This is a genomic window from Pseudomonas corrugata, from assembly GCF_001269905.1.
Lineage (GTDB): Bacteria > Pseudomonadota > Gammaproteobacteria > Pseudomonadales > Pseudomonadaceae > Aquipseudomonas > Aquipseudomonas corrugata.
On record NZ_LHVK01000003.1, the window covers coordinates 98000 to 121068 of the forward strand.

21 protein-coding genes and 1 riboswitch are annotated in these 23069 nt (G+C 60.3%); of the genes, 12 read left to right on the forward strand and 9 right to left on the reverse strand.

Annotation, left to right across the window (positions count from 1 at the left end):
• The first annotated feature begins 16 nt into the window (after positions 1 to 16).
• Positions 17 to 1012 (forward strand): ArsR/SmtB family transcription factor, encoded by a 996-nt coding sequence (locus AD665_RS00670; RefSeq protein ID WP_024778841.1) that lies wholly within the window; start codon positions 17 to 19, stop codon positions 1010 to 1012.
• 19 nt (positions 1013 to 1031) lie between these two features.
• On the forward strand, positions 1032 to 2222 hold the full coding sequence (metK, locus tag AD665_RS00675; protein ID WP_024778842.1) for a methionine adenosyltransferase: 1191 nt from the start codon (positions 1032 to 1034) through the stop codon (positions 2220 to 2222).
• A gap of 129 nt (positions 2223 to 2351) precedes the next feature.
• On the opposite strand, the gene AD665_RS00680 is transcribed toward metK, so the two are convergent.
• Positions 2352 to 2972, reverse strand: coding sequence for a LysE family translocator (locus AD665_RS00680; protein WP_024778843.1), 621 nt, complete (start codon positions 2970 to 2972; stop codon positions 2352 to 2354).
• Positions 2973 to 3179: 207 nt separating this feature from the next.
• Between AD665_RS00680 and ligB the strand changes: the two genes are divergently transcribed.
• Both ligB and AD665_RS00690 read left to right on the forward strand, forming a co-directional pair.
• Positions 3180 to 4850 (forward strand): NAD-dependent DNA ligase LigB, encoded by a 1671-nt coding sequence (ligB, locus tag AD665_RS00685; RefSeq protein ID WP_024778844.1) that lies wholly within the window; start codon positions 3180 to 3182, stop codon positions 4848 to 4850.
• An 89-nt stretch (positions 4851 to 4939) separates the two neighbouring features.
• Positions 4940 to 5335, forward strand: coding sequence for a DUF1090 domain-containing protein (locus AD665_RS00690; protein WP_053190541.1), 396 nt, complete (start codon positions 4940 to 4942; stop codon positions 5333 to 5335).
• A 60-nt stretch (positions 5336 to 5395) separates the two neighbouring features.
• On the opposite strand, the gene AD665_RS00695 is transcribed toward AD665_RS00690, so the two are convergent.
• A complete protein-coding gene (locus AD665_RS00695; RefSeq protein ID WP_024778846.1) occupies positions 5396 to 5845 on the reverse strand; it encodes a c-type cytochrome in 450 nt (149 codons plus the stop codon).
• Positions 5846 to 5970: 125 nt separating this feature from the next.
• Here AD665_RS00695 and mltA point away from each other — a divergent pair, with 125 nt between their 5' ends.
• Positions 5971 to 7158, forward strand: coding sequence for a murein transglycosylase A (gene mltA, locus AD665_RS00700; protein WP_053190543.1), 1188 nt, complete (start codon positions 5971 to 5973; stop codon positions 7156 to 7158).
• 153 nt (positions 7159 to 7311) lie between these two features.
• On the opposite strand, the gene AD665_RS00705 is transcribed toward mltA, so the two are convergent.
• A complete protein-coding gene (locus AD665_RS00705) occupies positions 7312 to 7695 on the reverse strand; it encodes an MAPEG family protein (protein ID WP_024778848.1) in 384 nt (127 codons plus the stop codon).
• Positions 7696 to 7747: 52 nt separating this feature from the next.
• A complete protein-coding gene (locus AD665_RS00710; RefSeq protein ID WP_053190545.1) occupies positions 7748 to 8581 on the reverse strand; it encodes an EamA family transporter in 834 nt (277 codons plus the stop codon).
• A gap of 296 nt (positions 8582 to 8877) precedes the next feature.
• Here AD665_RS00710 and AD665_RS00715 point away from each other — a divergent pair, with 296 nt between their 5' ends.
• Positions 8878 to 10047: an MFS transporter gene (locus AD665_RS00715; RefSeq protein WP_053190546.1), complete on the forward strand. Its 1170-nt coding sequence runs from the start codon at positions 8878 to 8880 to the stop codon at positions 10045 to 10047.
• Here AD665_RS00715 and AD665_RS00720 read toward each other — a convergent pair.
• A complete protein-coding gene (locus AD665_RS00720; RefSeq protein WP_024778851.1) occupies positions 9998 to 10879 on the reverse strand; it encodes a formate/nitrite transporter family protein in 882 nt (293 codons plus the stop codon). The two genes, AD665_RS00715 and AD665_RS00720, sit on opposite strands and share 50 nt — an antisense overlap.
• A gap of 192 nt (positions 10880 to 11071) precedes the next feature.
• The gene (locus AD665_RS00725) at positions 11072 to 11476 is read right to left on the reverse strand and encodes an acyl-CoA thioesterase (protein WP_024778852.1); all 405 of its coding nucleotides are present in this window, start codon (positions 11474 to 11476) and stop codon (positions 11072 to 11074) included.
• A 191-nt stretch (positions 11477 to 11667) separates the two neighbouring features.
• Positions 11668 to 11774, forward strand: a riboswitch (S-adenosyl-L-homocysteine riboswitch).
• 23 nt (positions 11775 to 11797) lie between these two features.
• On the opposite strand from AD665_RS00725, the gene ahcY reads away from it, so the two are divergent.
• From ahcY to rhlE2, 5 genes are all read left to right on the forward strand, one after another.
• Entirely contained in the window at positions 11798 to 13207 is a 1410-nt protein-coding gene (gene ahcY / locus AD665_RS00730; protein WP_024778853.1) for an adenosylhomocysteinase, read from the forward strand.
• Positions 13208 to 13390: 183 nt separating this feature from the next.
• On the forward strand, positions 13391 to 14236 hold the full coding sequence (gene metF, locus AD665_RS00735) for a methylenetetrahydrofolate reductase [NAD(P)H] (protein WP_024778854.1): 846 nt from the start codon (positions 13391 to 13393) through the stop codon (positions 14234 to 14236).
• 128 nt (positions 14237 to 14364) lie between these two features.
• Positions 14365 to 15450 carry a hypothetical protein gene (locus AD665_RS00740; RefSeq protein WP_024778855.1) on the forward strand — a complete coding sequence of 362 codons (1086 nt, stop codon included), beginning with the start codon at positions 14365 to 14367 and terminating at the stop codon, positions 15448 to 15450.
• 114 nt (positions 15451 to 15564) lie between these two features.
• Positions 15565 to 16323 (forward strand): substrate-binding periplasmic protein, encoded by a 759-nt coding sequence (locus AD665_RS00745; RefSeq protein ID WP_033034521.1) that lies wholly within the window; start codon positions 15565 to 15567, stop codon positions 16321 to 16323.
• Positions 16324 to 16582: 259 nt separating this feature from the next.
• Complete coding sequence (gene rhlE2 / locus AD665_RS00750) at positions 16583 to 18436, forward strand: RNA helicase RhlE2 (protein ID WP_024778856.1); 1854 nt, start codon at positions 16583 to 16585, stop codon at positions 18434 to 18436.
• A gap of 247 nt (positions 18437 to 18683) precedes the next feature.
• Here rhlE2 and AD665_RS00755 read toward each other — a convergent pair whose 3' ends face one another.
• Both AD665_RS00755 and AD665_RS00760 read right to left on the reverse strand, forming a co-directional pair.
• Positions 18684 to 19280: a YceI family protein gene (locus AD665_RS00755; RefSeq protein ID WP_024778857.1), complete on the reverse strand. Its 597-nt coding sequence runs from the start codon at positions 19278 to 19280 to the stop codon at positions 18684 to 18686.
• Positions 19281 to 19312: 32 nt separating this feature from the next.
• Entirely contained in the window at positions 19313 to 19864 is a 552-nt protein-coding gene (locus tag AD665_RS00760; RefSeq protein WP_024778858.1) for a cytochrome b, read from the reverse strand.
• Between the two features lie 336 nt (positions 19865 to 20200).
• Here AD665_RS00760 and llpB point away from each other — a divergent pair, with 336 nt between their 5' ends.
• Positions 20201 to 20707: a lectin-like bacteriocin LlpB gene (llpB, locus tag AD665_RS26565; protein WP_080686236.1), complete on the forward strand. Its 507-nt coding sequence runs from the start codon at positions 20201 to 20203 to the stop codon at positions 20705 to 20707.
• A 422-nt stretch (positions 20708 to 21129) separates the two neighbouring features.
• Here the strand turns inward: llpB and AD665_RS00765 are convergent, their stop codons facing one another.
• Positions 21130 to 22890: a flavin monoamine oxidase family protein gene (locus AD665_RS00765; RefSeq protein ID WP_024778859.1), complete on the reverse strand. Its 1761-nt coding sequence runs from the start codon at positions 22888 to 22890 to the stop codon at positions 21130 to 21132.
• Positions 22891 to 23069 lie beyond the last annotated feature (179 nt).

A 23069-nucleotide genomic window follows, 5' to 3' on the forward strand; every position in this document is an offset into this window, starting at 1 on the left:
ACTAGACTGCCGCACTATGAACTTACGCGTGCCGTCCATTCGCCATGAAGACAGCGATGAACTGGCGGCCCTTTGCAAGGCCGGCGGCGATCCGCTGCGGCTCAATGTATTGCGTGCCCTGGCCAACGACTCGTTCGGCGTACTGGAGCTGGCGCAGATCTTCGGCATCGGCCAGTCCGGCATGAGCCATCACCTCAAGGTCCTGGCCCAGGCCGACCTGGTGGCAACCCGCCGTGAAGGCAACGCCATTTTCTATCGCCGCGCCCTGCCCCACTCCGATCTTCTGGGCGGCAAGCTGCACACGGCATTGCTGGACGAAGTGGACGAACTCGACCTACCGACGGATGTACAGGCTCGCATCGCCCAGGTGCACAGGCAACGGGCCGCCGCCAGCCAGGATTTTTTCGCACGGGTAGCGGAAAAATTCCGCGCCCAGCAGGACCTGATCGCGGGACTGCCGCAATACCGTGAGAGCGTCGTGGCGCTGCTCGACAAGCTGAGCTTCGAGCCTGCCGCCACTGCCATTGAAGTTGGCCCCGGCGACGGTGCTTTTCTGCCGGAGCTGGCGCGACGCTTCAGCCAGGTGACGGCGCTGGACAACAGCCCGGCGATGCTCGAGCTGGCGCGTCAGGTATGCGAACGCGAAAAGCTGACTCATGTCAGCCTGCAATTGGCCGATGCCTTGGAGGGTGTGAACCTGCAGGCCGATTGCGTTGTATTGAATATGGTACTGCACCATTTTGCCGCACCGGCCGATGCGCTCAGGCACATGGCCGGCCTGCTGCAACCAGGCGGTAGCCTGTTGGTGACAGAGTTATGCAGCCACAACCAGAGCTGGGCCAGGGAGGCCTGCGGCGATCTCTGGTTGGGGTTTGAACAGGATGATCTGGCCCGTTGGGCCACCGCTGCGGGCCTCGTGCCCGGGGAAAGCCTCTATGTAGGCTTACGTAATGGTTTCCAGATCCAGGTTCGCCACTTTCAGCGACCGGCTGGCGACACTCACCATCGGTAACTTGTAGGAAAACATCGAGATGAGCGAATACTCCCTTTTCACCTCCGAGTCCGTGTCTGAAGGGCATCCGGACAAAATCGCCGACCAGATTTCTGATGCGGTGCTGGACGCCATTATTGCTGAAGACAAGTACGCCCGCGTGGCGTGCGAGACTCTGGTGAAGACGGGCGTGGCGATCATCGCCGGCGAAGTCACCACCTCGGCCTGGGTCGACCTGGAACAGATCGTCCGCGACGTCATCCTGGGCATCGGCTACAACAGTTCCGACGTCGGCTTCGACGGCGCGACCTGCGGCGTGATGAACATCATCGGCAAACAATCGGTGGACATCGCCCAAGGCGTTGACCGTAGCAAGCCGGAAGACCAGGGTGCCGGCGACCAGGGCCTGATGTTCGGCTATGCCAGCAACGAAACCGACGTACTGATGCCAGCCCCGATCACCTTCTCGCACCAACTGGTGCAGCGTCAGGCCGAAGCCCGCAAATCCGGCCTGCTGCCGTGGCTGCGTCCGGACGCCAAGTCGCAGGTCACCTGCCGTTACGAAAATGGCAAGGTGGTGGGTATCGACGCCATCGTACTGTCGACCCAACACAACCCTGAAGTTTCCTACAAAGACCTGCGCGAAGGCGTGATGGAGCTGATCGTCAAGCACGTGCTGCCTGCCGAACTGCTGAACAAGGACACCCAGTTCCACATCAACCCGACCGGCAACTTCATCATCGGCGGCCCGGTAGGCGACTGCGGTCTGACCGGTCGCAAGATCATCGTCGACAGTTACGGCGGCATGGCCCGTCACGGCGGTGGCGCATTCTCCGGCAAGGATCCATCCAAGGTTGACCGCTCGGCGGCCTACGCCGGTCGCTATGTGGCCAAGAACATCGTCGCCGCCGGCCTGGCCGAGCGCTGCGAGATCCAGGTTTCCTACGCCATCGGCGTTGCCCAACCTACGTCGATCTCCCTGAACACCTTCGGTACCGGCAAGATCGGCGACGACAAAATCATCAAACTGGTCCGTGAAGTGTTCGACCTGCGGCCGTACGCCATCACCACCATGCTTGACCTGCTGCACCCGATGTACCAGGAAACAGCAGCCTACGGCCACTTCGGTCGCACGCCGCAAACCAAGACTGTCGGTAGCGACACGTTCACCACTTTCACCTGGGAAAAAACCGACCGCGCCGACGCCCTGCGCGCCGCTGCCGGCCTGTAATACCTGCTGTCATGAAAAAGCCCCTGGCGACTTGGTCGCCAGGGGCTTTTTCATGCCTGGCATCAACTGCCACACCGCGTTTCGTGGCGAGGGGATTTATCCCCCTCGCCACGAAAGTCAGCAGAACCCTCAGGAACGCCGCGCCACCAGCAGGAACGAAGCGGCGCTCGCCAGCAGTCCCGCACACATCCGATTGAACAAACGCTTGCCACGGGGCTGGGCAAACAGCTTTCGCGCATAAATACCCATGTAGCAATACAGCCCGACGGCAATGCATTCCAACGCCAGGAACAACCCGCCCAGCACGGCGAATTGCTGGGTGACGCTACCCGAACGGTCAACGAACTGTGGCAGAAACGCGGTAAACAACAGGATCGCCTTGGGATTGCCGATAGCCACCAGGAATTCCTGGCGCGCCAGTTGCCCCACGCCCTTTGACTCCATCGACGCTTCGCTACCGACCTCAGGCCGGGCCCGCCACAGCTGCACGGCGAGGTAGAACAGATAACCGGCACCCACGAGCTTGATCCCCAGGAACAGCAATTCCGAGGTATGCAGCACGGCCGTCAACCCCACCGCTGCCAAGGCAATCATGATGGCGAACGCCAGCAGCCGGCCAACACCACCACTGCAACCCCGGACAAAGCCATAACGCGAGGCGTTGCTGATGGATAACAGGTTATTCGGGCCTGGGGCCATGTTCAGGGCGAAACAGGCCGGAATGAAAACAGCGAGTGTCGTCAGGTCCATCGGGTGCACTCCTGGCAGGGCGGTTCGGGAGGTCTATTCTGCGCCGGCCAGCAATGGGTTCAAGGGACAGTTAGGCGATCAAATCACGCCCCACTGTACCGCCACAGTAGCGCCATCAGGCTCGGCAAAATCCGGTAACCATCCTGCCCTCGCCTCCTCTGTTCCAGTGACTAGCCTTCAGGCACATGAACCAGCAAGGATGCTTCGATGACGCTGCTGTTGTGTGCTCTCGTTTTTCTAATGCTCCCTACTCTCGTCATTGCCGCGCCTTGCCCCGATTGGCCCGACGAACGTGCCAGGTCGGAGGTCGCGGCTCTGCAACAGCAAATCGACGCTTGGGACGACAGCTACTACCGTCTCGGCCGCTCACTGGTCGCCGACGAGCTTTACGATCAGTCCCGCACGCAACTGGGCCAATGGCGCAATTGTTTTGATCTTGCGGCGCCGCCTGACCCGCTGCGCACAGCAAGCGGCAAAGTGCTGCATCCAGTCCCTCATACAGGCCTGGATAAGCTGAAGGATGCCGACGCGGTGCGGGCCTGGCTGCAGAATCGGGCAGACATCTGGGTCCAGCCGAAAGTCGACGGTGTGGCGGTCACCCTGATTTATCGCGCAGGTCGTCTGCATCAGGCAATCAGCCGCGGCGATGGCGTCCAAGGACACGACTGGACGGCAACGGCGCGCAAGGTCGACGCCATCCCCCAGCGCCTGCACAGGCCTTCGGACATGCTCGTTCAGGGGGAGTTGTACTGGCGACTGACTGATCACGTGCAGGCCAGGGAGGGCAGTCTTAATGCCCGGGCAACCGTGGCGGGCCTGATGGCTCGCAAGGACCTGACGACTGAACAAACCTCAAGCATCGGCCTGTTCACCTGGGACTGGCCCGAAGGCCCCGCCACCCTGTCCGAGCGCGAGACCCAATTGCATGCGCTGGGCTTCGCCGACACCCGCGGCTACAGCCACCCGGTGCAAGCAGCCGGCGACGCCGAACGCTGGCGCGACCACTGGTATCGCACACCACTGCCATTCGCCAGCGACGGCATCGTCCTGCGCCAGAGCCGCAGACCGCCTGCCAACCGCTGGCAGGCCAAGCCTCCGTTCTGGGGCGTGGCCTGGAAATACCCTTACGCCCAGTCATTGGCCGAAGTGCGCAAGGTGCATTTCAAGATCGGGCGCACCGGACGCATCACACCGTTGCTGGAACTCGAGCCCGTCATGCTCGACGACCGACAGATCCGGCGGGTCAGCGTCAGTTCCCTCAAACGCTGGGCGGACATGGACATCCGCCCCGGAGACCGGGTCGCCATCAGCCTCGCCGGGCTGACCATCCCGCGACTCGATGGCGTTGTGCTGCGCAGTGTCGAGCGGCCGGTCATCACTGCCCCCGTGGCGGCGGATTATCACCCGCTGAGTTGCTGGCAACCGACGCCCGGCTGCGAAAGCCAGTTCCTGGCGCGCCTGAGTTGGCTCAGCGGCAAGCACGGCCTCGCCCTGCCCAATGTGGGCCCCGGGACCTGGGAAAAACTCCTGGCTGCGGGCCGACTCGACGGATTGTTGGATTGGATGACCCTCGACGCCGCCGAGCTTGCTAACATGACCGGCTTCGGCGAACGCAGCAGCGCCCGCCTGCTCGTCAGTTTGCACAGCGCCCGACGACGCCCGTTCGGTCAATGGCTCAAGGCCCTCGGGCTACCGCCCGCCGGAGCGGCCAGTCTGGATGGACCGTGGCACGTGCTGGCCGAACGGACTACCGACCAATGGCAAGCCGAAGCCGGCATCGGGCCGGGACGAGCCGCGCAATTGAGCGCTTTTTTCCGTGACCCGCACGTGCTGGGGTTGAGTGAAGTATTACGCACTGCCGGGGTCGAAGGTTTCTGACATCGTCCCGCGCAATTGAACCCAAGGGGCGAACATGCGTTCCAACAGCGCATCTGGACCGACCGCTCACGAGCTTTTACGGAGTTGCCATGAATTTCCTGCCCCCCTTTGCCTTGCTGGTCTTGTGCGCCACCCTGGCCGCGCCCCTGATGGCGGACGAACAAGCCCCTGAGCTTACCGGTTGCGCAGCCAAGCGCCAGGGCATCATCAATCAGATCGAACTGGCCAAGTCCCGCGGAAATGCAGACCAGCAGGCCGGCCTGGAAAGCGCTCTGAGTGAAGTCACGACCCATTGTACCGACGCATCATTGCGCAAGGAGCGCGAAACCAAGGTGCTCGACGCCAAGCACGAAGTCAGCCGCCGCCAGGCCGAGCTGGAAAAAGCCATGAAAAAAGGCGACCCCGAGCGGATCAACAAGCGCAAGGACAAACTGGCTGCCTCCCGCAAGGAACTGCAGGAAGCGGTGGATGAGTTGGACAAATAAGCACTGAGAGATCGCAATATTCTGTAGGAGCTGCCGAAGACTGCGATCTTTCAAGAGGCGTCAATGATCCCGAAACTCCTTATGACAGGCACTGCACGCATCCTCGACCTTCTGCACCGCCGGCCCCAGGTAACTGGCGCTGTAGGGCTGGACCTTGCTGGCCGTCACCAACTCTCCAGTAGCCGCTTCAAGGTTGTGGGCCAGTTCCTGGAAGCGCGCCTGTTTCTGCCAGACTTCATCCCGCGCACTGGTATGGTCCTGCTCGCGCACTGGCGGGAAGTGTTTCCACGGTTCGCGGGACAACTGATCGAGCTGCACGGCACCCTCGGCGAAGCGCGCACCGTCGAACGGAACCCGGCCACGCAACATGCCGCCCAACTCTTCGTTGGTCTTGAGCATCTGCTTGAAAATCGCCTTGCGCTGGCCCAGCGGGGAGTTGGGATCGACACCGCCGCAGGCGGACAACATCAGGCAGGCCAGCATGGCCATGGAAAATCGTTTTACAAACATCTTGGCCTCGGGGCAGGGAACGGCGGTTAGTATCCTCGGCTCATCGGAAAAGACCAATGGCCCTATTTACAATACGGGTTATTCGAATGCCTGACAGCGCTCGAATGACCGCAAGGAAAAATTTCATGAACAGCCGCTTCAAGACCTGGCACAAAGTCCTGGCGTTGACCCTACCGCTGATCGCACTGCTGGCTGGCTGTAATCGCGGCGAAAAAGGCGAAGAGCCCCGGACTCATGCCCTCGCCACTTATGTCAGTGCCCCTTGGGAAGCGCTACCGGCGGTCTCCGATGAAGACCTGCTGGCCGGTTTCGGCTCCTGGCGCAGCGCATGCACCCGGCTCAAGGCCGATGCGACCTGGGGCCCCACCTGCGCCGCGGCAGCCAATGTGCCGCAGACCGCTCCCACTGTGCGCAATTTCCTGAAACAGAACCTGGAGGTCTACGGCCTGCGCTCGGGAGACAACAGTCCCAACGGCCTGATCACCGGGTACTACGAGCCGGTCTATCCGGGCAGCCTCACCCAGACCGCCAGCGCCAATATCCCGGTGTACGGTGTACCGGAGGACATGATCATCGTGGCGCTGGACAGCCTCTACCCCGAGCTCAAGGGCAAACGCCTGCGCGGTCGTCTCGAAGGCCGGGTGCTCAAGCCCTACGACGACGCAGCCACCATCGAATCCAACGGCGTGAAAGCGCCCGTGATCGCCTGGTTGACGGACCCGATGAACCTGCAGTTCCTGCAGATCCAGGGTTCGGGCCGTATTCGTCTCGATGACGGTCGCCAGTTGCGCATCGGTTACGCCGATCAGAACGGCCACCCCTACCGCCCCATCGGACGCTGGCTGGTCGAACAGGGTGAACTGAAGAAGGAAGACGTGACCATGGGCACCATCAGTGCCTGGGCCAAGGCCCATCCGACCCGGATACCCGAATTGCTGGGCAGCAACCCCAGCTATGTTTTTTTCAACCGTAACCCCGATAGCAACGAAGGCCCGCGAGGCTCGTTGAACGTACCGCTGACCGCCGGCTATAGCGTAGCGGTGGACCGCAAGGTCATTCCGCTGGGCAGCCTGCTGTGGCTCTCCACTACCCGCCCCGACGGCAGCGCATTGAACCGACCGGTCGCGGCCCAGGACACCGGCGGCGCCATTGCCGGTGAAGTACGGGCGGACCTGTTCTGGGGCACCGGCGAAGCCGCGGGGCAATTGGCCGGGGACATGAAGCAACAGGGGCAGATCTGGATGTTGTGGCCCAAGGGCATGGCGTTGCCGCAAGTGCCACAGGTGGCGAATGCCGTCACCGCCAATCCCTGAGAGAAGGGTTGTCTGTACCGACGCCTTCGCGAGCAGGCTCGCTCCCACAGTTGATCTTCAGTGGACAACGATCTTGTGAACACCCGAAATCAATGTGGGAGCGAGCCTGCTCGCGAAGGGGGCCTCCACGGCCCCGGGACTCAACAGCCAGGCTCAGACAGAAACACAGAAGAAACTGACGATCAGCCCCGCTCCCACGAACCACACCAGCGAACGCAGAATCGCCCAGTCCGCCAGGTAGCAAATGATGTACAGCAGGCGACTGGTGATGAACAACACCGCCAGCACATTGATAGTCACCAGTTCGGCGTTGCCGGCCAAGTGCGCAACGATCACCGCGGCAGCGAATGCCGGGGCAATTTCAAAACTGTTGAGCTGCGCGGCATACGCGCGTCGGGGAAAGCCCTCGAGCGTTTCCAGGAAGTCCCGAGGATCGTGATTGTCTCGCAGCCGGTATCTTCCACCGATCTTGGCGATGGCGATACACAGATAAGGCAGGATGATCGCGATCAAAATACACCACAGGGCAACCGTCATGATGCAGTTCCTTCTTTGAGTTTTACGGGGAAGTCGAAAATCGGGAAGTTGCTCAGAATTTAATCACCAGCATGCCAATCAGCACCAGCCCGCAGGCTAAGAGCCGCGGCCGACCGAAAGGTTCTTTCAGGTAGCGCATACCGAACAGCACCACCAGGATCACACTGATCTCCCGCAGCGCCGCCGCTTCGGCGATCGACCCCAGTTGCATGGCCCAGAGCACCAGAGCGTAACTGAACAAGACGCAGAGCCCGACCGCCAACCCGAGCCGCCACTGTTCGCGCCAGAACAGCAGGAACGCCGGTCGTTTGCTCACCACGGCCAATAGCGGGAATGGCCAGGCGCAGAACAGGGTGATCCAGACCAGGTAGTCCAGCGGATGGGACCAGCGCCGCAGGGCCTGGCCATCGATGTAGGTGTAGCAGCCAATACACAGGCCAATCAGCACCACCACCGGCAGCATCGACCAGGGCAGCCGCTCGCCGCCCCCACCCTGCCATAACAGGCACAGCATGCCGAACGGGATCAGCAAAATGCCGAGGGTCTGCTGAGTCGTCAGCACTTCGCCGGCAAAGATCAGCGTCAGGGCCAAGACCACCAGCGGCGACAAGCCGCGCATCAGCGGATAGACCAGCCCCAGGTCCCCGACCCGATACGCCTGGATCAGCAAGTAGCGATATAGCAGCTCAAAGGCCGCCGATGCCAGGATCCACGGCCAGACTTCCATCGGCGGCAGCGCCACGAAGCCCAGGGCCGACACGGCAAACAGCAGCGCGACGCTGTCCATGCACGCCACCACCAGAAGACGCTCGCCACTGAATTTGATCAACGTATTCCAGGCGGCATGCAGCAACGCAGCCACCAATACCAAAGCCGTTGCAAGCACGGCACACTCCTTATTCCCGCCCGTAGGAGCTGCCGAAGGCTGCGATCCTTTGATCTTTCGCTCAAGACTCAAGCGGCAGCGGAAAGATCGCAGCCTTCGGCAGTTCCTACCCGTCAGCCGGGTGATGAATTTTTCGCGATGCGTCAGCAGGTGTTTATACTGCAAACGACCACGCCGCACTCAGTTGCGCATAAGCCAATTCCAATAATTCTGCCGTTGTCCCTTTCAATCGAGTCAGGGCCACGGCATGCGTATGCCTGATCAGAGCGTCAAGACTACAGACAGAGACCTTGCGCATGCCACTCGCCTTGCTTGCTTTGGCCGTTGCCGCTTTCGGCATCGGCACCACCGAATTCGTCATCATGGGCCTGCTGCCCGATGTCGCCCGCGACCTGGCGGTGAGCATTCCCCAGGCCGGATTGCTGATAACCGGCTATGCCCTGGGCGTGGTGTTCGGCGCGCCGATCCTGGCGGTCGGCACCGCCAACATGCCGCGCAAGGCGACATTGCTGGGCATGACGCTGATGTTCATCCTGGGCAACATGCTCTGCGCCCTGGCACCGAACTACGCCACGCTGATGGCCGCCCGCGTCATCACCGCACTATGCCATGGCGCATTTTTCGGCATCGGTTCCGTGGTGGCAGCCGGGCTGGTAGTGCCGAACAAACGCGCCCAGGCTATTGCAATGATGTTCACCGGCCTGACCCTGGCCAACGTCCTCGGCGTCCCCCTGGGTACTGCGCTGGGTCAATACGCTGGCTGGCGTTCGACCTTCTGGGCGGTGTCGGTGATCGGCGTCATCGCCGCCATCGCCCAATGGACGTGGCTGCCCAGGGAAATCCCCATGGAGAAGGCCAACCTGGCCAGCGAATTCAAGGTGCTGGGCAAGACCAGCGTGCTGTTGGCCCTGGGGATGAGCGTGCTGGCGTCCACCAGTCTGTTCAGCGTGTTCACGTACATCGCACCGATTCTCCAGGACATCACCGGGATCAGCCCCCACGGCATCACTCTCATGTTGCTGTTGTTCGGGGTCGGCCTGACGGCAGGCAGCTTCCTCGGCGGGCGCCTGGCGGATCGTCGCCTGTTGCCGTCACTGGTAGGCATGGCCCTGGCCGTGGTGCTGGTGCTGGCCGCGTTCAGCCAGACCAGCCGCTCAGTGATGCCGGCAGCTGTCACGTTGGTGCTGTGGGGGATCTTCGCCTTCGCCCTGTGCCCGATCCTGCAATTGCTGATCATCGATCAGGCCCATGAAGCGCCGAATCTGGGCTCGACGCTGAACCAGAGCGCCTTCAACCTGGGCAACGCGGCTGGCGCCTGGATCGGCGGGCTGGTGGTCGGCAGCGGCGTCGACCTGGCCGAGCTGCCCTGGACTGGAGCCCTGGTGAGTGGGTTGACCGTGCTGACAGCCCTGTACTTCATTCATCACCAGCGTCACCTGGGCGCTCCGGTGGGCGTGGCCGACTAGGCGTGCCACTCTCGCTGCGCACTTGCGCATGGCTGAGCAACGCAAAGATGAAGCTGCCACCGATGATGTTTCCCGCCAGGGTCGGCGCGGCGAACACCAGCCAGAAGTCTTCCCACGACAACTGCCCGGCGAATACCAGATACGACACTTCAGCGGAGCCGACGACAATGTGAGTGAAATCCCCGAGCGCCATCAGGTAGGTAATGAGGATGATGATCCACATCTTGGCGCTTTCCATGGAGGGAATCATCCAGACCATGGTGGCGATCATCCAGCCGGAAATGATGCCCTTGGCGAACATCTGGCCGGTGTCGTTCTCCATGACTTTGCGACCGATCTCGAGGAAAGCCAAGTCGGTACGCGGGTCGAAAATCGGCAGATGCAACATCACGTAGGCCACCAGCAAGGTGCCACAGAGGTTGCCCACCAGCACGATGCCCCATAGCCGCAACAGCCGACCGAAATTGCCCAGGGTGGGTTTGCTCATGATCGGCAGCACGGCAGTCAGGGTGTTTTCGGTGAACAACTGCTGACGGGCCAGGATCACCGCGAGAAATCCGGCACAGTAGCCGAAACTGCCAATAACCTTGAAGGCCTCGCCCTCAGGCAATCGGGAATTGAGCAACCCCATCGCCATCAGCGACAGCCCCATGGTCAACCCGGCCGCCAGGGCCGACCACCAGAGCGCGGCGACACTGCGTTCCAGTTCCTGATTGCCCTGGGTGCGGATGATTTCATGCAGCACCGCAGCCCGTGGCGGCTGGTTGCGGTCGACTTCGTGCTTCTCCTGGGCGGAAAGGTCAGGGGTCTTGCCGTCTTCGTGGGTGTCCATAGAGCTCCTGAACCGGTGGCGTGATGAATCTACGACACGTGGCGTTCGGAGCTGTTCAGTGCTGACTCAAGCTTGATTGGGACTTGGGATTTTCAGTGTTTGAACTACCGCTATCGCGAGCAGGCTCGCTCCCACAGGAGAATGGGGGCTTATGTGGGAGCGAGCCTGCTCGCGATGGGTACACCGCCCGTCTCACTCGCTGGCAATATCGTCCTTGAACTGATCCTTCACGTACTTGATCTCGGTCCGCCCATGGGGCGCCGGCAGACCATCCTCGCCAAGGTTGACGAAAACCATTTTCTCCACGGTCAGGATGCTCTTGCGGGTGATCTTGTTGCGCACTTCACAGGTCAGGGTAATGGAGGTGCGGCCAAATTCGGTCGCGGTAATGCCCAGTTCGATGATATCGCCCTGGCGCGAGGCGCTGACGAAGTTGATTTCCGAGATGTATTTGGTCACCACGCGCTGGTTGCCCAGCTGGACGATGGCGTAGATCGCCGCTTCTTCGTCGATCCAACGCAGCAGGCTGCCACCGAACAGCGTGCCATTGGGATTGAGGTCTTCGGGCTTGACCCATTTGCGGGTGTGGAAATTCATGATCGCTCCTGAGCGTCTGGCCAATGAATGCCTGCATCATGGCAGACCGGACAGGCAGGCTCTACGCCGCTGGTTCAATAACAGTCATCGGCAATTTTGATTTGCCGACAGAAACCCTTTTGGAAGATCCGATTAGCCCGCTATAATCGCCCTCGCTTTACCCGGTCCACGCTTTGGACCGTTCCCGCCACCTGTCCGAGGGGCGCTGCAGCAGGCAAGACCTGTCAGGCTCGGATGGGGCGTTGTTCGTTCGGGGCTCCCCGCACGAACACTAAACGCACAACGGCGCCCATTCGCATACATTACGAATGGAGGCTCTTCATGAGCGCTGTTATCACGCCTGCAGATTTTACCGATTACAAAGTCGCCGATATGTCCCTGGCCGCCTGGGGTCGTCGCGAAATCATCATCGCCGAATCCGAAATGCCGGCCCTGATGGGCCTGCGCCGCAAGTACGCTGGTGAACAACCGCTCAAGGGCGCGAAGATCCTCGGCTGCATCCACATGACCATCCAGACCGCCGTGCTGATCGAAACCCTGGTCGCCCTGGGTGCCGAAGTGCGCTGGTCGTCCTGCAACATCTTCTCGACCCAGGACCAGGCCGCTGCCGCCATTGCCGCCGCCGGTATCCCGGTGTTCGCCTGGAAGGGCGAGACCGAGCAGGAGTACGAGTGGTGCCTGGAGCAGACCATCCTCAAGGATGGCCAGCCGTGGGACACCAACATGATCCTCGACGACGGCGGCGACCTGACCGAATTGCTGCACAAGAAATACCCGGCCGTCCTGGACAAGGTCCACGGTGTGACCGAAGAAACCACCACCGGCGTGCACCGTCTGCTGGACATGCTGGCCAAGGGCGAACTGAAGATCCCGGCCATCAACGTCAACGACTCGGTGACCAAGAGCAAGAACGACAACAAGTACGGCTGCCGTCACAGCCTCAACGACGCCATCAAGCGCGGCACCGACCACCTGTTGTCGGGCAAGCAGGCGCTGGTGATCGGCTACGGTGACGTGGGCAAGGGCTCGGCCCAATCCCTGCGCCAGGAAGGCATGATCGTCAAGGTGTCCGAAGTCGACCCGATCTGCGCCATGCAAGCCTGCATGGACGGTTTCGAATTGGTTTCGCCGTTCATCGACGGGATCAACGACGGCACCGAAGCCAGCATCGACAAGGCCTTGCTGGGCAAGATCGACCTGATCGTGACCACCACCGGCAACGTCAATGTCTGCGACGCGAACATGCTCAAGGCCCTGAAGAAGCGCGCGGTGGTGTGCAACATCGGTCACTTCGACAATGAAATCGATACCGCTTTCATGCGCAAGAACTGGGCTTGGGAAGAAGTGAAGCCGCAGGTTCACAAGGTTCACCGCACCGGCACCGGCAGCTTCGACCCACAGAACGACGACTACCTGATCCTGCTGGCCGAAGGCCGCCTGGTGAACCTGGGCAACGCTACCGGTCACCCGAGCCGGATCATGGACGGTTCTTTCGCCAACCAGGTCCTGGCCCAGATCTTCCTGTTCGGCCAGAAGTACGCCGACCTGTCGCCGGCCCAGAAAGCCGAGCGCCTGACGGTGGAAGTATTGCCGAAGAAACTCGACGAAGAAGTAGCCCTGGAAATGGTCCGCGGTTTCGGCGGCGTGGTCACCAAGCTGACCAAGCAACAGGCTGACTATATCGGCGTGACCGTCGAAGGCCCGTTCAAGCCGCACGCTTACCGCTACTGATTGGCATTGCATGCCCCTGATGTGGGGCCTGTGGGAGCCGAGCTTGCTCGCGATGCAGACACCTCGTCCTGTCTGTCGGACCGAGGCGATTCTGATCGCGAGCAAGCTCAGCTCCCACACAAGCCCGCTTCCACATTGTGATGTGCAAGGCTTCCAGGCTTACGAGTTTCCAAGGATATGACCATGTCCCAAGACCGTCGCTACAGCTTCGAGTTCTTCCCGACGAAGACCGATGCTGGTCACGAAAAACTGATCGCCACTGCCCGTCAGCTGGCGAGCTACAACCCCGACTTCTTCTCCTGCACCTATGGCGCCGGCGGCTCGACCCGTGACCGCACGATGAACACCGTGCTGCAGCTGGAAAGCGAAGTCAAAATCCCGGCTGCCCCGCACCTGTCCTGCGTAGGCGACAGCAAGGACGACTTGCGCACCCTGCTGGCTCGCTACAAGGCCGCGGGCATCCAGCGTATCGTTGCCCTGCGTGGTGACCTGCCCTCGGGCATGGGCATGGCCAGTGGCGAGCTGCGCCATGCCAACGACCTGGTGAGCTTCATTCGTGAAGAAACCGGCGAGCACTTCCACATCGAAGTCGCCGCTTATCCGGAGATGCATCCCCAGGCGCGTAATTTCGAAGATGACCTGCGCAACTTCGTCAACAAGGCCAATGCTGGCGCCAACAGTGCGATCACCCAGTACTTCTTCAACGCCGACAGTTATTTCTACTTTGTCGAACGCGTGCGCAAGATGGGTGTGGACATTCCCGTCGTGCCGGGAATCATGCCGATCACCAACTACAGCAAACTGGCGCGCTTCTCCGACGCCTGCGGTGCGGAAATACCTCGCTGGATCCGCAAACAGCTGGAAGCCTACGGCGACGATACGTCCAGCATCCAACGCTTCGGCGAAGATGTAATCACACAAATGTGTGAGCGCTTGTTGCAGGGCGGCGCACCGGGGCTGCATTTCTATACCCTGAACCAGGCCGAACCCAGTCTGGCGGTATGGAATAATCTCAAGTTGCCGCGCTAGTAGCCTTTGCGGTTAATTTGAGTACTCGAATTAGCCACACTGGCCACCAGGGTTAACGTCGTGACAAGCAGGCCTTGGCGGATGCCAGGGCCTTTCACTATCCAATGATGTTCAAAGGATTGCAGTCGATGCCAAACGACCACCGGTCGACGCCCCCTCAACTCATCTATCTGGTCTACGGGGCTGAAACCTATCACCAGGAAGCTGTGTTCAGTATCGCCAGTGCCCTCGCCGGCCTGCGCGAAACCCCCGGTGAAGCGTTGGACATCCAGGTATTCACTGACAATCCCAAGCCCTATCACGGGCTGCCGGTGCGCTTGCGCCCCCTGGACAATGAGACCCGACTGGCCTGGACTGGCCCCCACGGCTATCACTTCCGCGCCAAGCATGTAGTCATGCAGAAAGTGCTCGAGGAAACCGAGCTGGCCCTGCTGATCGACACTGACACCTTCTTCCATTGCTCCCCGCTGGAGCTGTTTCGGCGCATCCAGCCCGGTACGCTGCTATGCAACGCCGTCACCCTGAGCTACGGAGACAACAAGGACGCCGAGCTTTACGTGGCCCTGGCGCAGTTCCTTCAGCAACGCCAACTGGCGGACGACAACATGTTACTGCTCAATTCAGGGGTGATCGGTCTCCATTCAAGCGACGCGGTCGTGCTGGATCGTTCGATTGCTCTGATGGATGAGCTTTTTCCCCTGGCGAAAGGGGCTTACACCCTGGAGGAGTTCTGCCTCTCGGTGGCGGCCTATGATGGAATGAAGGTACGCGAATGTCCGGATCTAATTCACCATTACTGGAGCCGCAAGCAACTGTTTCGCGCCAAGATAAAAGCCTGGCTTGATAAGCACCACGCCAATCCTGTCTGCCTGCAAGCCCTGGACGAAACCCGACAGGTTACCGTCACCCTGCCCCGCCCCCCGACATTGCAGCGGCTGGCCTATAAACTTGTCACTGTGGCGCTGCCCGGCCATAAGCGACAATTCATGCGGGAAATTCTCTACGGCTGCTACCGCCACGCCAATCAGTTCGATCAGGCTTGTGCTCCGGTCTGGTGGGAAAAGGCCCTGGAGAACGTCGAGCACCGCCTGAAAAAGCCGTTGGAAGACCACGAGCTCAAACACTGGCTCAACCATCCGCTGATTCGCCTGGTGCTGGGTCGTCGCCGCAAAGCCATCTATTCGCACCTGATGCAAAAAAAAGACAACGAGTGATCTGTGTGGGTGATTTCTGCGCTCAAACGAACCGCACAGACCACCAGGGCACGCGTTGACCTGTGAGCCAGAGCGCTCTGGCTATTTGGTCCGTACTCATCGTAACCTCAGGCTATGCCCGTCATCGCCCAATTACTGACCGCCCTTCTTTTCCTGTGCCTGAGCCTTGCCGCCCGGGCCGAAAAGTTGCGTATCGTTACCGAACCCTGGGCGCCCTACGTCTTTGAGGAGAACGGCAAGATCCTGGGGCTGGATTACGAGACCACAGCCATCGTATTCAAGCGCCTGGGCATTGATGTCGAATGGCAGCTCCTGCCATGGAAACGATGCCTGGCGATGCTGGAACAAGGTCTGGCGGATGGGGCACTGGACATTTTTCACAGCGACGAACGCGACTCCATGTTGCTCTATCCCAGCGAGCCACTGTCGGAAGTAGAATTCGTGATGTTCCATGCCAACGCCAGGCCCCATCCATTTCACACGCTCGCGGACCTGAGTGGCCTGACCGTCGGCACGTCGCCCGGTTATCTCTACAGCCAGCCATTCCGGGAGTCGACTTTGTTCAAGCGTGAAACCGCGCCCACCCACGAAGCCAACTTCGGTAAGTTGCAACTGGGCCGGATTGATCTGCTCATCACCGATCGCCGGGTGGGCCGACATCTGCTCAAGCAAATGCAACTGGGCGACCAGATCAGCGAAAATCCCACCGTCGTAAGCCGTCAAAGCCAATACCTGGCCCTGCGGCGCAAGGCCGGAATGGATTTGCTGGTGCAACGCTTCAGCGCCGAACTCAAGCGTTTCAAGCGCGAGCCGGCCTATGCCGAGCTGAATGCTCGCTATGACAGCACACCTGTCAATGAGAGGATGAAATAAACCGTTGAGCAGCAGGAAAGCGGCGCAGGGCGTTTGCTCTGTTATACTCGCGCCTTCCCGCCAGGCTCACGCCCGGACACCCGGTCTTGCAAAAGGCATCCCGACATCGCTACAGCGCAGCTTCCAGCCAGCGCGAGCCTTGTCCGGAGCTGTCTTCCAGACCCGGCAGGACCGGACGGGATGACGTCTTTTTGAACGTCATTCGCGCCAGGCAAGACTATCCCATTGGGCCAGGCCCTCACTAAAAACAGGATTACTCATGTCCTTTGCTTCCCTCGGTCTCTCCGAGGCTTTAGTCGGCGCCATCGAAGCCGCCGGCTACACCGAGCCTACCCCGGTGCAACAGCGGGCCATCCCCGCCGTGTTGCAAGGTCGCGACCTGATGGTCGCCGCGCAGACAGGTACTGGTAAAACCGGCGGTTTCGCCCTCCCGATCCTGGAGCGGCTGTTCCCCAACGGTCACCCGGACAAATCCCAGCGTCACGGCCCGCGCCAACCGCGCGTACTGGTCTTGACCCCGACCCGGGAACTGGCTGCCCAGGTCCACGAGAGCTTCAAGATCTACGCCCGTGACCTGAAATTCGTCAGTGCCTGCATTTTCGGCGGCGTCGGCATGAATCCCCAGGTCCAGGCCATGGCGCGCGGCGTCGACGTGCTGGTGGCCTGCCCCGGCCGCCTGCTGGATCTGGCCGGTCAGGGCAGCGTCGATCTGTCCCACGTTGAAATCCTCGTGCTGGACGAAGCCGACCGCATGCTCGACATGGGCTTTGTCCATGACGTGAAGAAAGTCCTCGCCCGCCTGCCCGCCAAGCGTCAGAACCTGCTGTTTTCGGCAACGTTCTCCAAAGACATCACTGATCTGGCCGGCAAGCTGCTGCACAACCCGGAACGCATCGAAGTAACGCCGCCGAACACCACGGTCGAGCGTATCGAACAGCGCGTATTCCGCCTGCCAGCCAGTCATAAACGCAGCCTGCTGGCGCACCTGATCACCACCGGTGCCTGGGAACAGGTCCTGGTGTTCACCCGCACCAAGCACGGTGCCAACCGCCTGGCCGAGTATCTGGACAAGCATGGCCTGCCGGCCGTGGCGATCCACGGCAACAAGAGCCAGAACGCTCGCACCAAGGCCTTGGCCGACTTCAAGGCCGGCGAAGTACGGATCCTGGTTGCCACTGACATTGCCGCCCGCGGCCTGGACATCGACCAGTTGCCCCACGTGGTCAACTTCGAGCTGCCGAACGTCGACGAAGACTACGTGCACCGGATCGGTCGTACCGGTCGGGCCGGTCGTTCGGGCGAGGCGATCTCGCTGGTCGCTCCGGACGAAGAAAAGCTGCTCAAGAGCATCGAGCGCATGACCCGGCAGAAGATTCCCGATGGTGATCTGATGGGCTTTGATGCCAGCACCATCGAGGCCGAGAAACCTGAAGTGCGTGAACGTCCGGACGTACGCAACCCGCGCAACCCACGTGGCCCACGCGGTGACGGTCCGAATGGCGGCGGTGGCGGTCGCAAGGACAAGGGTAAGGATAAAGGCAAGGAAAAACCGGCCGGCAGCAGTCGTGGCGAACGCCCGGCGCGCGAGCAAAAGCCCCGCGAAGGCACCCCAGCCCGTGAACAACAGCGCCCAGCCCCTCGTGCCGCCGCTGATCGCGCCCCGGACGAGTTCCTGGACGACGATATCGATAACTTCGGTAACCGCGTCGACTACGTACCGCAGCAGAAACCGGCCCAGGGTCGTGGTCGCCGTCCGGGGGCTCCGGCACAGGGTGCTGGCGCAGGCGCGCCACGCAGCGGCCAATCGCAGGGGCGCCAGAACGGTCCGCGCAACAGCAACGGCTCGTCCACTGGTACCCCGCCAGCCAAGCGCAACGGCCCTCGCAACGGCGGCCCTCGTGATGGTCAGGCGCGCCGCGAAGATGCCCGCCGTCGCCCGGCCCGCGATGACCAGGCGAGCCAGGAACCTGCAGTGCAGACCCCTCGTGGCAACCAGCCGAAAATCATGCACAAGGAATCGAAACTTGATCGCTTCCCGACGCCTGAGCAACTGGACCAACTGCCAAGCCGCCCACGGGGTGAGAAACCTGCGTTGCTGACTCGCAATCGCTGAGTTATTCCAAACGCTGAAAATGCCCCTGATCTCACAACCAGGGGCATTTTTTTGAGTCGACGCAGATCCAAATGTGGGAGCGGGCTTGCTCGCGAAGACGGTGTGTCAGGCAACGTGATTGGCACAGATGCACCGCATTCGCGAGCAAGCCCGCTCCCACAGGGGTCTGCGTTACCTTTCGAATTTCGTATGGCAATAAAAAACGCCCCCGATCGCAGGATCGGGGGCGTTTTTTTAGGCGCGAATATTACTTCGCTTTGACACCTTCAAAGGTTACGTACAGCTCGACCGCGTCGGACGATGGCCCCAGGTCTTTTTGTTTGCCGAAGTCGGAACGCTTGATGCTGGTGGTTCCTTCGAAACCGGCACGGTAGCCACCCCATGGATCCTTGCCTTCGCCCAGGAACGTGGCCTTGACCACAACTGGTTTGGTCACGCCCAGCAGGGTCAGGTTACCGGTAACGTCGGCGGTGTCCTTGCCATCGGCGTTCTTGCCGGTGGATTTGACGCTGGTGGAAACGAAAGTGGCCTTGGCGAACTTGCCAGCGTTCAGGAAGTCAGCGCTGGCGATGTGCTTGTCGCGCTCGGCGTTGTTGGTGAACACGCTGGAGGTGTTGACGTTGAACTCAACCTTGCTGTCTTCAGGCTTGGCGGCATCGAAGCTGAACTTGCCGTCGATGTCCTTGAAGGTACCGGTGATGTAGCTATAGCCCAGATGGCTGATCTTGAAGTCGACGAAGGCGTGCTGGCCTTCCTTGTCGACCACATAGTCGGCAGCCATGGCCTGGCCGGCCGACAACAGTGCAGAACCGATTGCCAGGGCGGCGAGCGTCTTTTTCAACATGCTTTCTATTCCTTAGGAGTCGAGGTTGAACATCAGGCTTGGCGCCCCAGCATTCGCTTGAGGGTCGCGTCACGGTCGATAAAGTGGTGTTTCAGTGCTGCCAGTGCATGAAGGCCGGAGAAAATGACCAGCGCCCATGCCAGGTACAGGTGGATCTGGCCGGCGACGTCTGCCTGGTCGGGCAGTCCGGACACCAGCGCGGGGACTTCAAACAAACCGAACACCGGAATCCCGACACCCTCTGCAGTGGAAATCAGGTAACCGGCGCCCATCAAGGCAAACAACCCGAGATACAGGGCACCATGGCCAAGCTTCGCGCCGACACGGGTCATGCGCCCATAGGTTTCCAGAGTCGGTGGCGGTGGGCTGACAAAGCGCCAGATCACCCGCAGCAGCATCACCGCCAGCAGCACCAGGCCGATGCTCTTGTGCAGGTCCGGCGCAGCTTTGCGCCAGGTGCTGTAGTAATCCAGGCCGACCATCCACAGCCCCAGCGCGAACAACCCGTACACCACCAGCGCAACGCCCCAGTGCATGACGATGCTGACCCTGCCATAGCGAGAAGAAGAGTTGCGTAGCTGCATTGCTCATATCCTGTAAAAACTGCGACCAAGACTAGCGAGTTATCTATCGATTTAAAGCGGAAATTTTTGCTTTGAAATATCGAGAAATACGATCATCAGTCTGGGTTGGGTGGGTTAAGGAAAGATTAACGCCAACACGATGCGTGTTAGCGAGGGGCACCAGCAACCATGAAGCGGCTAAACGGATCCCATCATCAGCAAGCTTACCCTCCAAAGGAGCCCTGGTGGACCGTAATTGCGCCCCAAGTATTTGCTTTGCAATATATATGTATTGCCCTTTCGGTTTTTATCCTTGATTAAATGAGCGCTCAACATTCATTTAACAAGGTGAAACACATGGCTGTTCCTTATACTCCATTTCGAGCAAGCGGCTCTCCAATATTGCCTCCCAACCAAACAATGTCAGCAGGGCAGTACCTTCAATCACCTAACGGACGATTTCGACTGGTGTTACAAGCTGATGGGAATTTGGTCATCAAGGACGGAGAGACTATCGTCTGGACCGCAAATGGCAACCAGCTTTACAGCGTAACTTTGCACCCAAAAAGAATGCGCGAGCCACTGCAGTTTGTAATCAGCAACAGTGGTTTTCTTTATGACCCAGCCAGAGGGCGCTTATGGATTGCGGAAAGTACTCATAGCAGGGACAAATCGCTTTGGTACAACTCTTGTATGGTCATGCAGGATGACGGCAATCTGGTCATCCACGACAGGCGAACGGGAAAGCTGTGTTGGGCTCGCTCTGGCTTTGTCCCGGGGCGGCTTTCCAAGCCAAGGCGAGTGAAGGTCCTGTTTGAAGATGTACCGATCCACACATGGACATTTTCATTAGGGCCGTTCTAATAGATATCCACCACCCTATATCTCCTAGTTAACTGAACACTCAGGCTTGTACGGATCCATACTGCATTTAAAAGCTAAACCAGGATCAACTTTGGGAATCATCGGAATCGTAAGAGGGTCTCTACAGCCACCATATACACAACCAGAAAGTACGATTACTGTCATTAGCATCATTAATAATTTCATAAGCACTCCAGTCTTTTTTTGTTTTGCAGAGACTAGAGCGCAACGCTTGGCACAATCTATCGTTCCCTTCCGACACTGTTGTGGGAAGCATCTGATAAATCGCATGGGCGTGTAGGACCGGAATCGTAAAGTCAGGCGACTCCAGGGCGCGGCATCATGCAACCGGATATTCAATATCTGGATAAACGAGCAAAAAAAAGCGCGACCCTTAGGCCGCGCTTTTTTACACCTGGACGTTACTGAGCCGCGGGCTCAGTGGTTGTCGCCGGTTTGGCCGCTGGCTTCTTCGCCGGTTCAGCCTTTTTCACAGGTGCCTTGGCCGGGGCTTTTTTTGCCGCGGGTTTGGCGGCCGGCTTCTTCGGCGCGGCTTTGGTCGTGGCCTTTTTGGTCGGCTCGGCTTTTACCGGCGTCGCAGGCTTCGGCGCTTCAACCGGCGCTGGGGCCGGGGTTGGCGCTGGAGCAGGGGCCGGGGTCGACGGAGTGACCGGCTCGGGTGCCTTGACCGGCTCTGGCTTCTTCTCGTCATCCGAACCGCCGAACAGGTTGGTGAAGAAGTTGCCTTTCTTCGCCGCCACTGCACCTGCAGTCGCGGCCGGAGCGACCTTGACCGGTTCGAACGACTTGCCCGCCGCCAGGTCCTGCACTTGGCTGGCCGCGCGCTGGCCGCTACGCAACGCGCCTTCCAGGGTGCCTGGGTACAAGGCGTCCGTGTGTTCACCGGCAAAGGCTACGCGCTGCAACGGTTTTTCCCACAGGCGCCAGTACTTGCTGATCTGGCCCGGACCAAAGGCCAGGTACGAACCGGCCGTGGATGGGTCAGTGCTGTAGCGGCGGATTTCATAACCGGTGAAGGCCCCGCGGGCTTGTGGATAAAATGCGTGCAGGCGGATCAATACCTGATCGACCATCTGCTTGTCGCCAAAAGCCTGCATCACTCGGGCATTGTCACCCGAAAGGTTGATGATCACATTGGCACCGCCCTTCAAGGCCGGCTCGATCCACATCATGCCCAGGCCGGCATTGCTGAAGATCTCCCCCGACATGCGCGCCTTGCTGTCCCAGACCGGGGTCTTGAACTTGAGCATGATCTGGTCGCGCCAGCCGTAGTTGGTGCCCTTGATGGCGCCAAGGTGCTGGGCATCCAGGGCCGGGGTCAGTTGGATCTTGTTCAGGGCGCGCAGCGGTACGGCCAGTACCACGTAATCGGCTTGGTAGCCGACGCTGCCGACCTTGACGGTCACACCGTCCTTGTCCTGGGAAATGGCTGACACTGGAGAATCGGTCTTGATGGTTTTCAACTGCTTGAGGAAGGCCTGGGCCAGCACCTGGCTGCCGCCGAGCAAACGCGAAGCCCGCAGGTCGCGATCGGACACGCCGCGATTGACGCGGTTCTGCTGTGCGAAATACAGCAGCGACAGGCGCGAAGGTTCGTCGTAACGGGTACGGATCTCCTGATTCACCAGCTGCCGTGCGGTGGCCGGCAGTTGCAGGCGATCGAGCCAGGCGGACACGGTCATCTGGTCCAACGCATGCAAGGTGCTGGTGGCGGTCGGATTCAGCGGGTCTTCGATGGAACGTGCCAGCTCATCCAGGGTGGTTTCGTAGCGTTTGATGGCTTCGGCGGTGGCAGGCTGCTTCGCGGCCAGGTCAGCGGCGGTAAAATAGGTGCCGTCGATCAGATAGCTGGGGGTGCGCACGAACTCGGGGGCCGAGGTGGTACCCAGCTTGAACGTCGAGATGTATTTGTTGAGCACCGGCTGGGTCTTTTCGTTGCCGATCCACTCGCTGGTGGCCATGCCCGAACGACCGCCCACGCTGGGCTTGGCTTCAAGCAAGGTCACCGCCCAACCTTTGTTCTGCAACTCATAGGCCGCCGTGAGCCCCGCCAGGCCGCCACCGATGACGATGGCCGTCGGTTGCTTGTCCTTCGCCAGCGCCGTAACGCTGAAGAGCCCTATCACCACCAGCGCACACGCGCGCAGCCAACCAGCAGACATTCAGCGAACTCCGGAATAAAGCAGGAAAAATTTCAGGTTTCGAGCCAGCCGGCTCAGAGAACGGCGAAGAATACGTCAGCCATCAAAACGCCGCCAGCGACGTCTATCGCCTCGCTCAAAGTAGCAGGAACGACACAATGGGTTGTTCGCAGGGCCGTCATTGCATAGGCTTGCCCGAT

Coding starts and splice junctions, on each gene's coding strand:
- AD665_RS00670 (WP_024778841.1), top strand. CDS start 17: ATGAACTTACGCGTGCCGTCCATTCGCCATGAAGACAGCGATGAACTG.
- metK (WP_024778842.1), top strand. CDS start 1,032: ATGAGCGAATACTCCCTTTTCACCTCCGAGTCCGTGTCTGAAGGGCAT.
- AD665_RS00680 (WP_024778843.1), bottom strand. CDS start 2,972: ATGGACCTGACGACACTCGCTGTTTTCATTCCGGCCTGTTTCGCCCTG.
- ligB (WP_024778844.1), top strand. CDS start 3,180: ATGACGCTGCTGTTGTGTGCTCTCGTTTTTCTAATGCTCCCTACTCTC.
- AD665_RS00690 (WP_053190541.1), top strand. CDS start 4,940: ATGAATTTCCTGCCCCCCTTTGCCTTGCTGGTCTTGTGCGCCACCCTG.
- AD665_RS00695 (WP_024778846.1), bottom strand. CDS start 5,845: ATGTTTGTAAAACGATTTTCCATGGCCATGCTGGCCTGCCTGATGTTG.
- mltA (WP_053190543.1), top strand. CDS start 5,971: ATGAACAGCCGCTTCAAGACCTGGCACAAAGTCCTGGCGTTGACCCTA.
- AD665_RS00705 (WP_024778848.1), bottom strand. CDS start 7,695: ATGACGGTTGCCCTGTGGTGTATTTTGATCGCGATCATCCTGCCTTAT.
- AD665_RS00715 (WP_053190546.1), top strand. CDS start 8,878: ATGCCACTCGCCTTGCTTGCTTTGGCCGTTGCCGCTTTCGGCATCGGC.
- AD665_RS00720 (WP_024778851.1), bottom strand. CDS start 10,879: ATGGACACCCACGAAGACGGCAAGACCCCTGACCTTTCCGCCCAGGAG.
- AD665_RS00725 (WP_024778852.1), bottom strand. CDS start 11,476: ATGAATTTCCACACCCGCAAATGGGTCAAGCCCGAAGACCTCAATCCC.
- ahcY (WP_024778853.1), top strand. CDS start 11,798: ATGAGCGCTGTTATCACGCCTGCAGATTTTACCGATTACAAAGTCGCC.
- metF (WP_024778854.1), top strand. CDS start 13,391: ATGTCCCAAGACCGTCGCTACAGCTTCGAGTTCTTCCCGACGAAGACC.
- AD665_RS00740 (WP_024778855.1), top strand. CDS start 14,365: ATGCCAAACGACCACCGGTCGACGCCCCCTCAACTCATCTATCTGGTC.
- AD665_RS00745 (WP_033034521.1), top strand. CDS start 15,565: ATGCCCGTCATCGCCCAATTACTGACCGCCCTTCTTTTCCTGTGCCTG.
- rhlE2 (WP_024778856.1), top strand. CDS start 16,583: ATGTCCTTTGCTTCCCTCGGTCTCTCCGAGGCTTTAGTCGGCGCCATC.
- AD665_RS00755 (WP_024778857.1), bottom strand. CDS start 19,280: ATGTTGAAAAAGACGCTCGCCGCCCTGGCAATCGGTTCTGCACTGTTG.
- AD665_RS00760 (WP_024778858.1), bottom strand. CDS start 19,864: ATGCAGCTACGCAACTCTTCTTCTCGCTATGGCAGGGTCAGCATCGTC.
- llpB (WP_080686236.1), top strand. CDS start 20,201: ATGGCTGTTCCTTATACTCCATTTCGAGCAAGCGGCTCTCCAATATTG.
- AD665_RS00765 (WP_024778859.1), bottom strand. CDS start 22,890: ATGTCTGCTGGTTGGCTGCGCGCGTGTGCGCTGGTGGTGATAGGGCTC.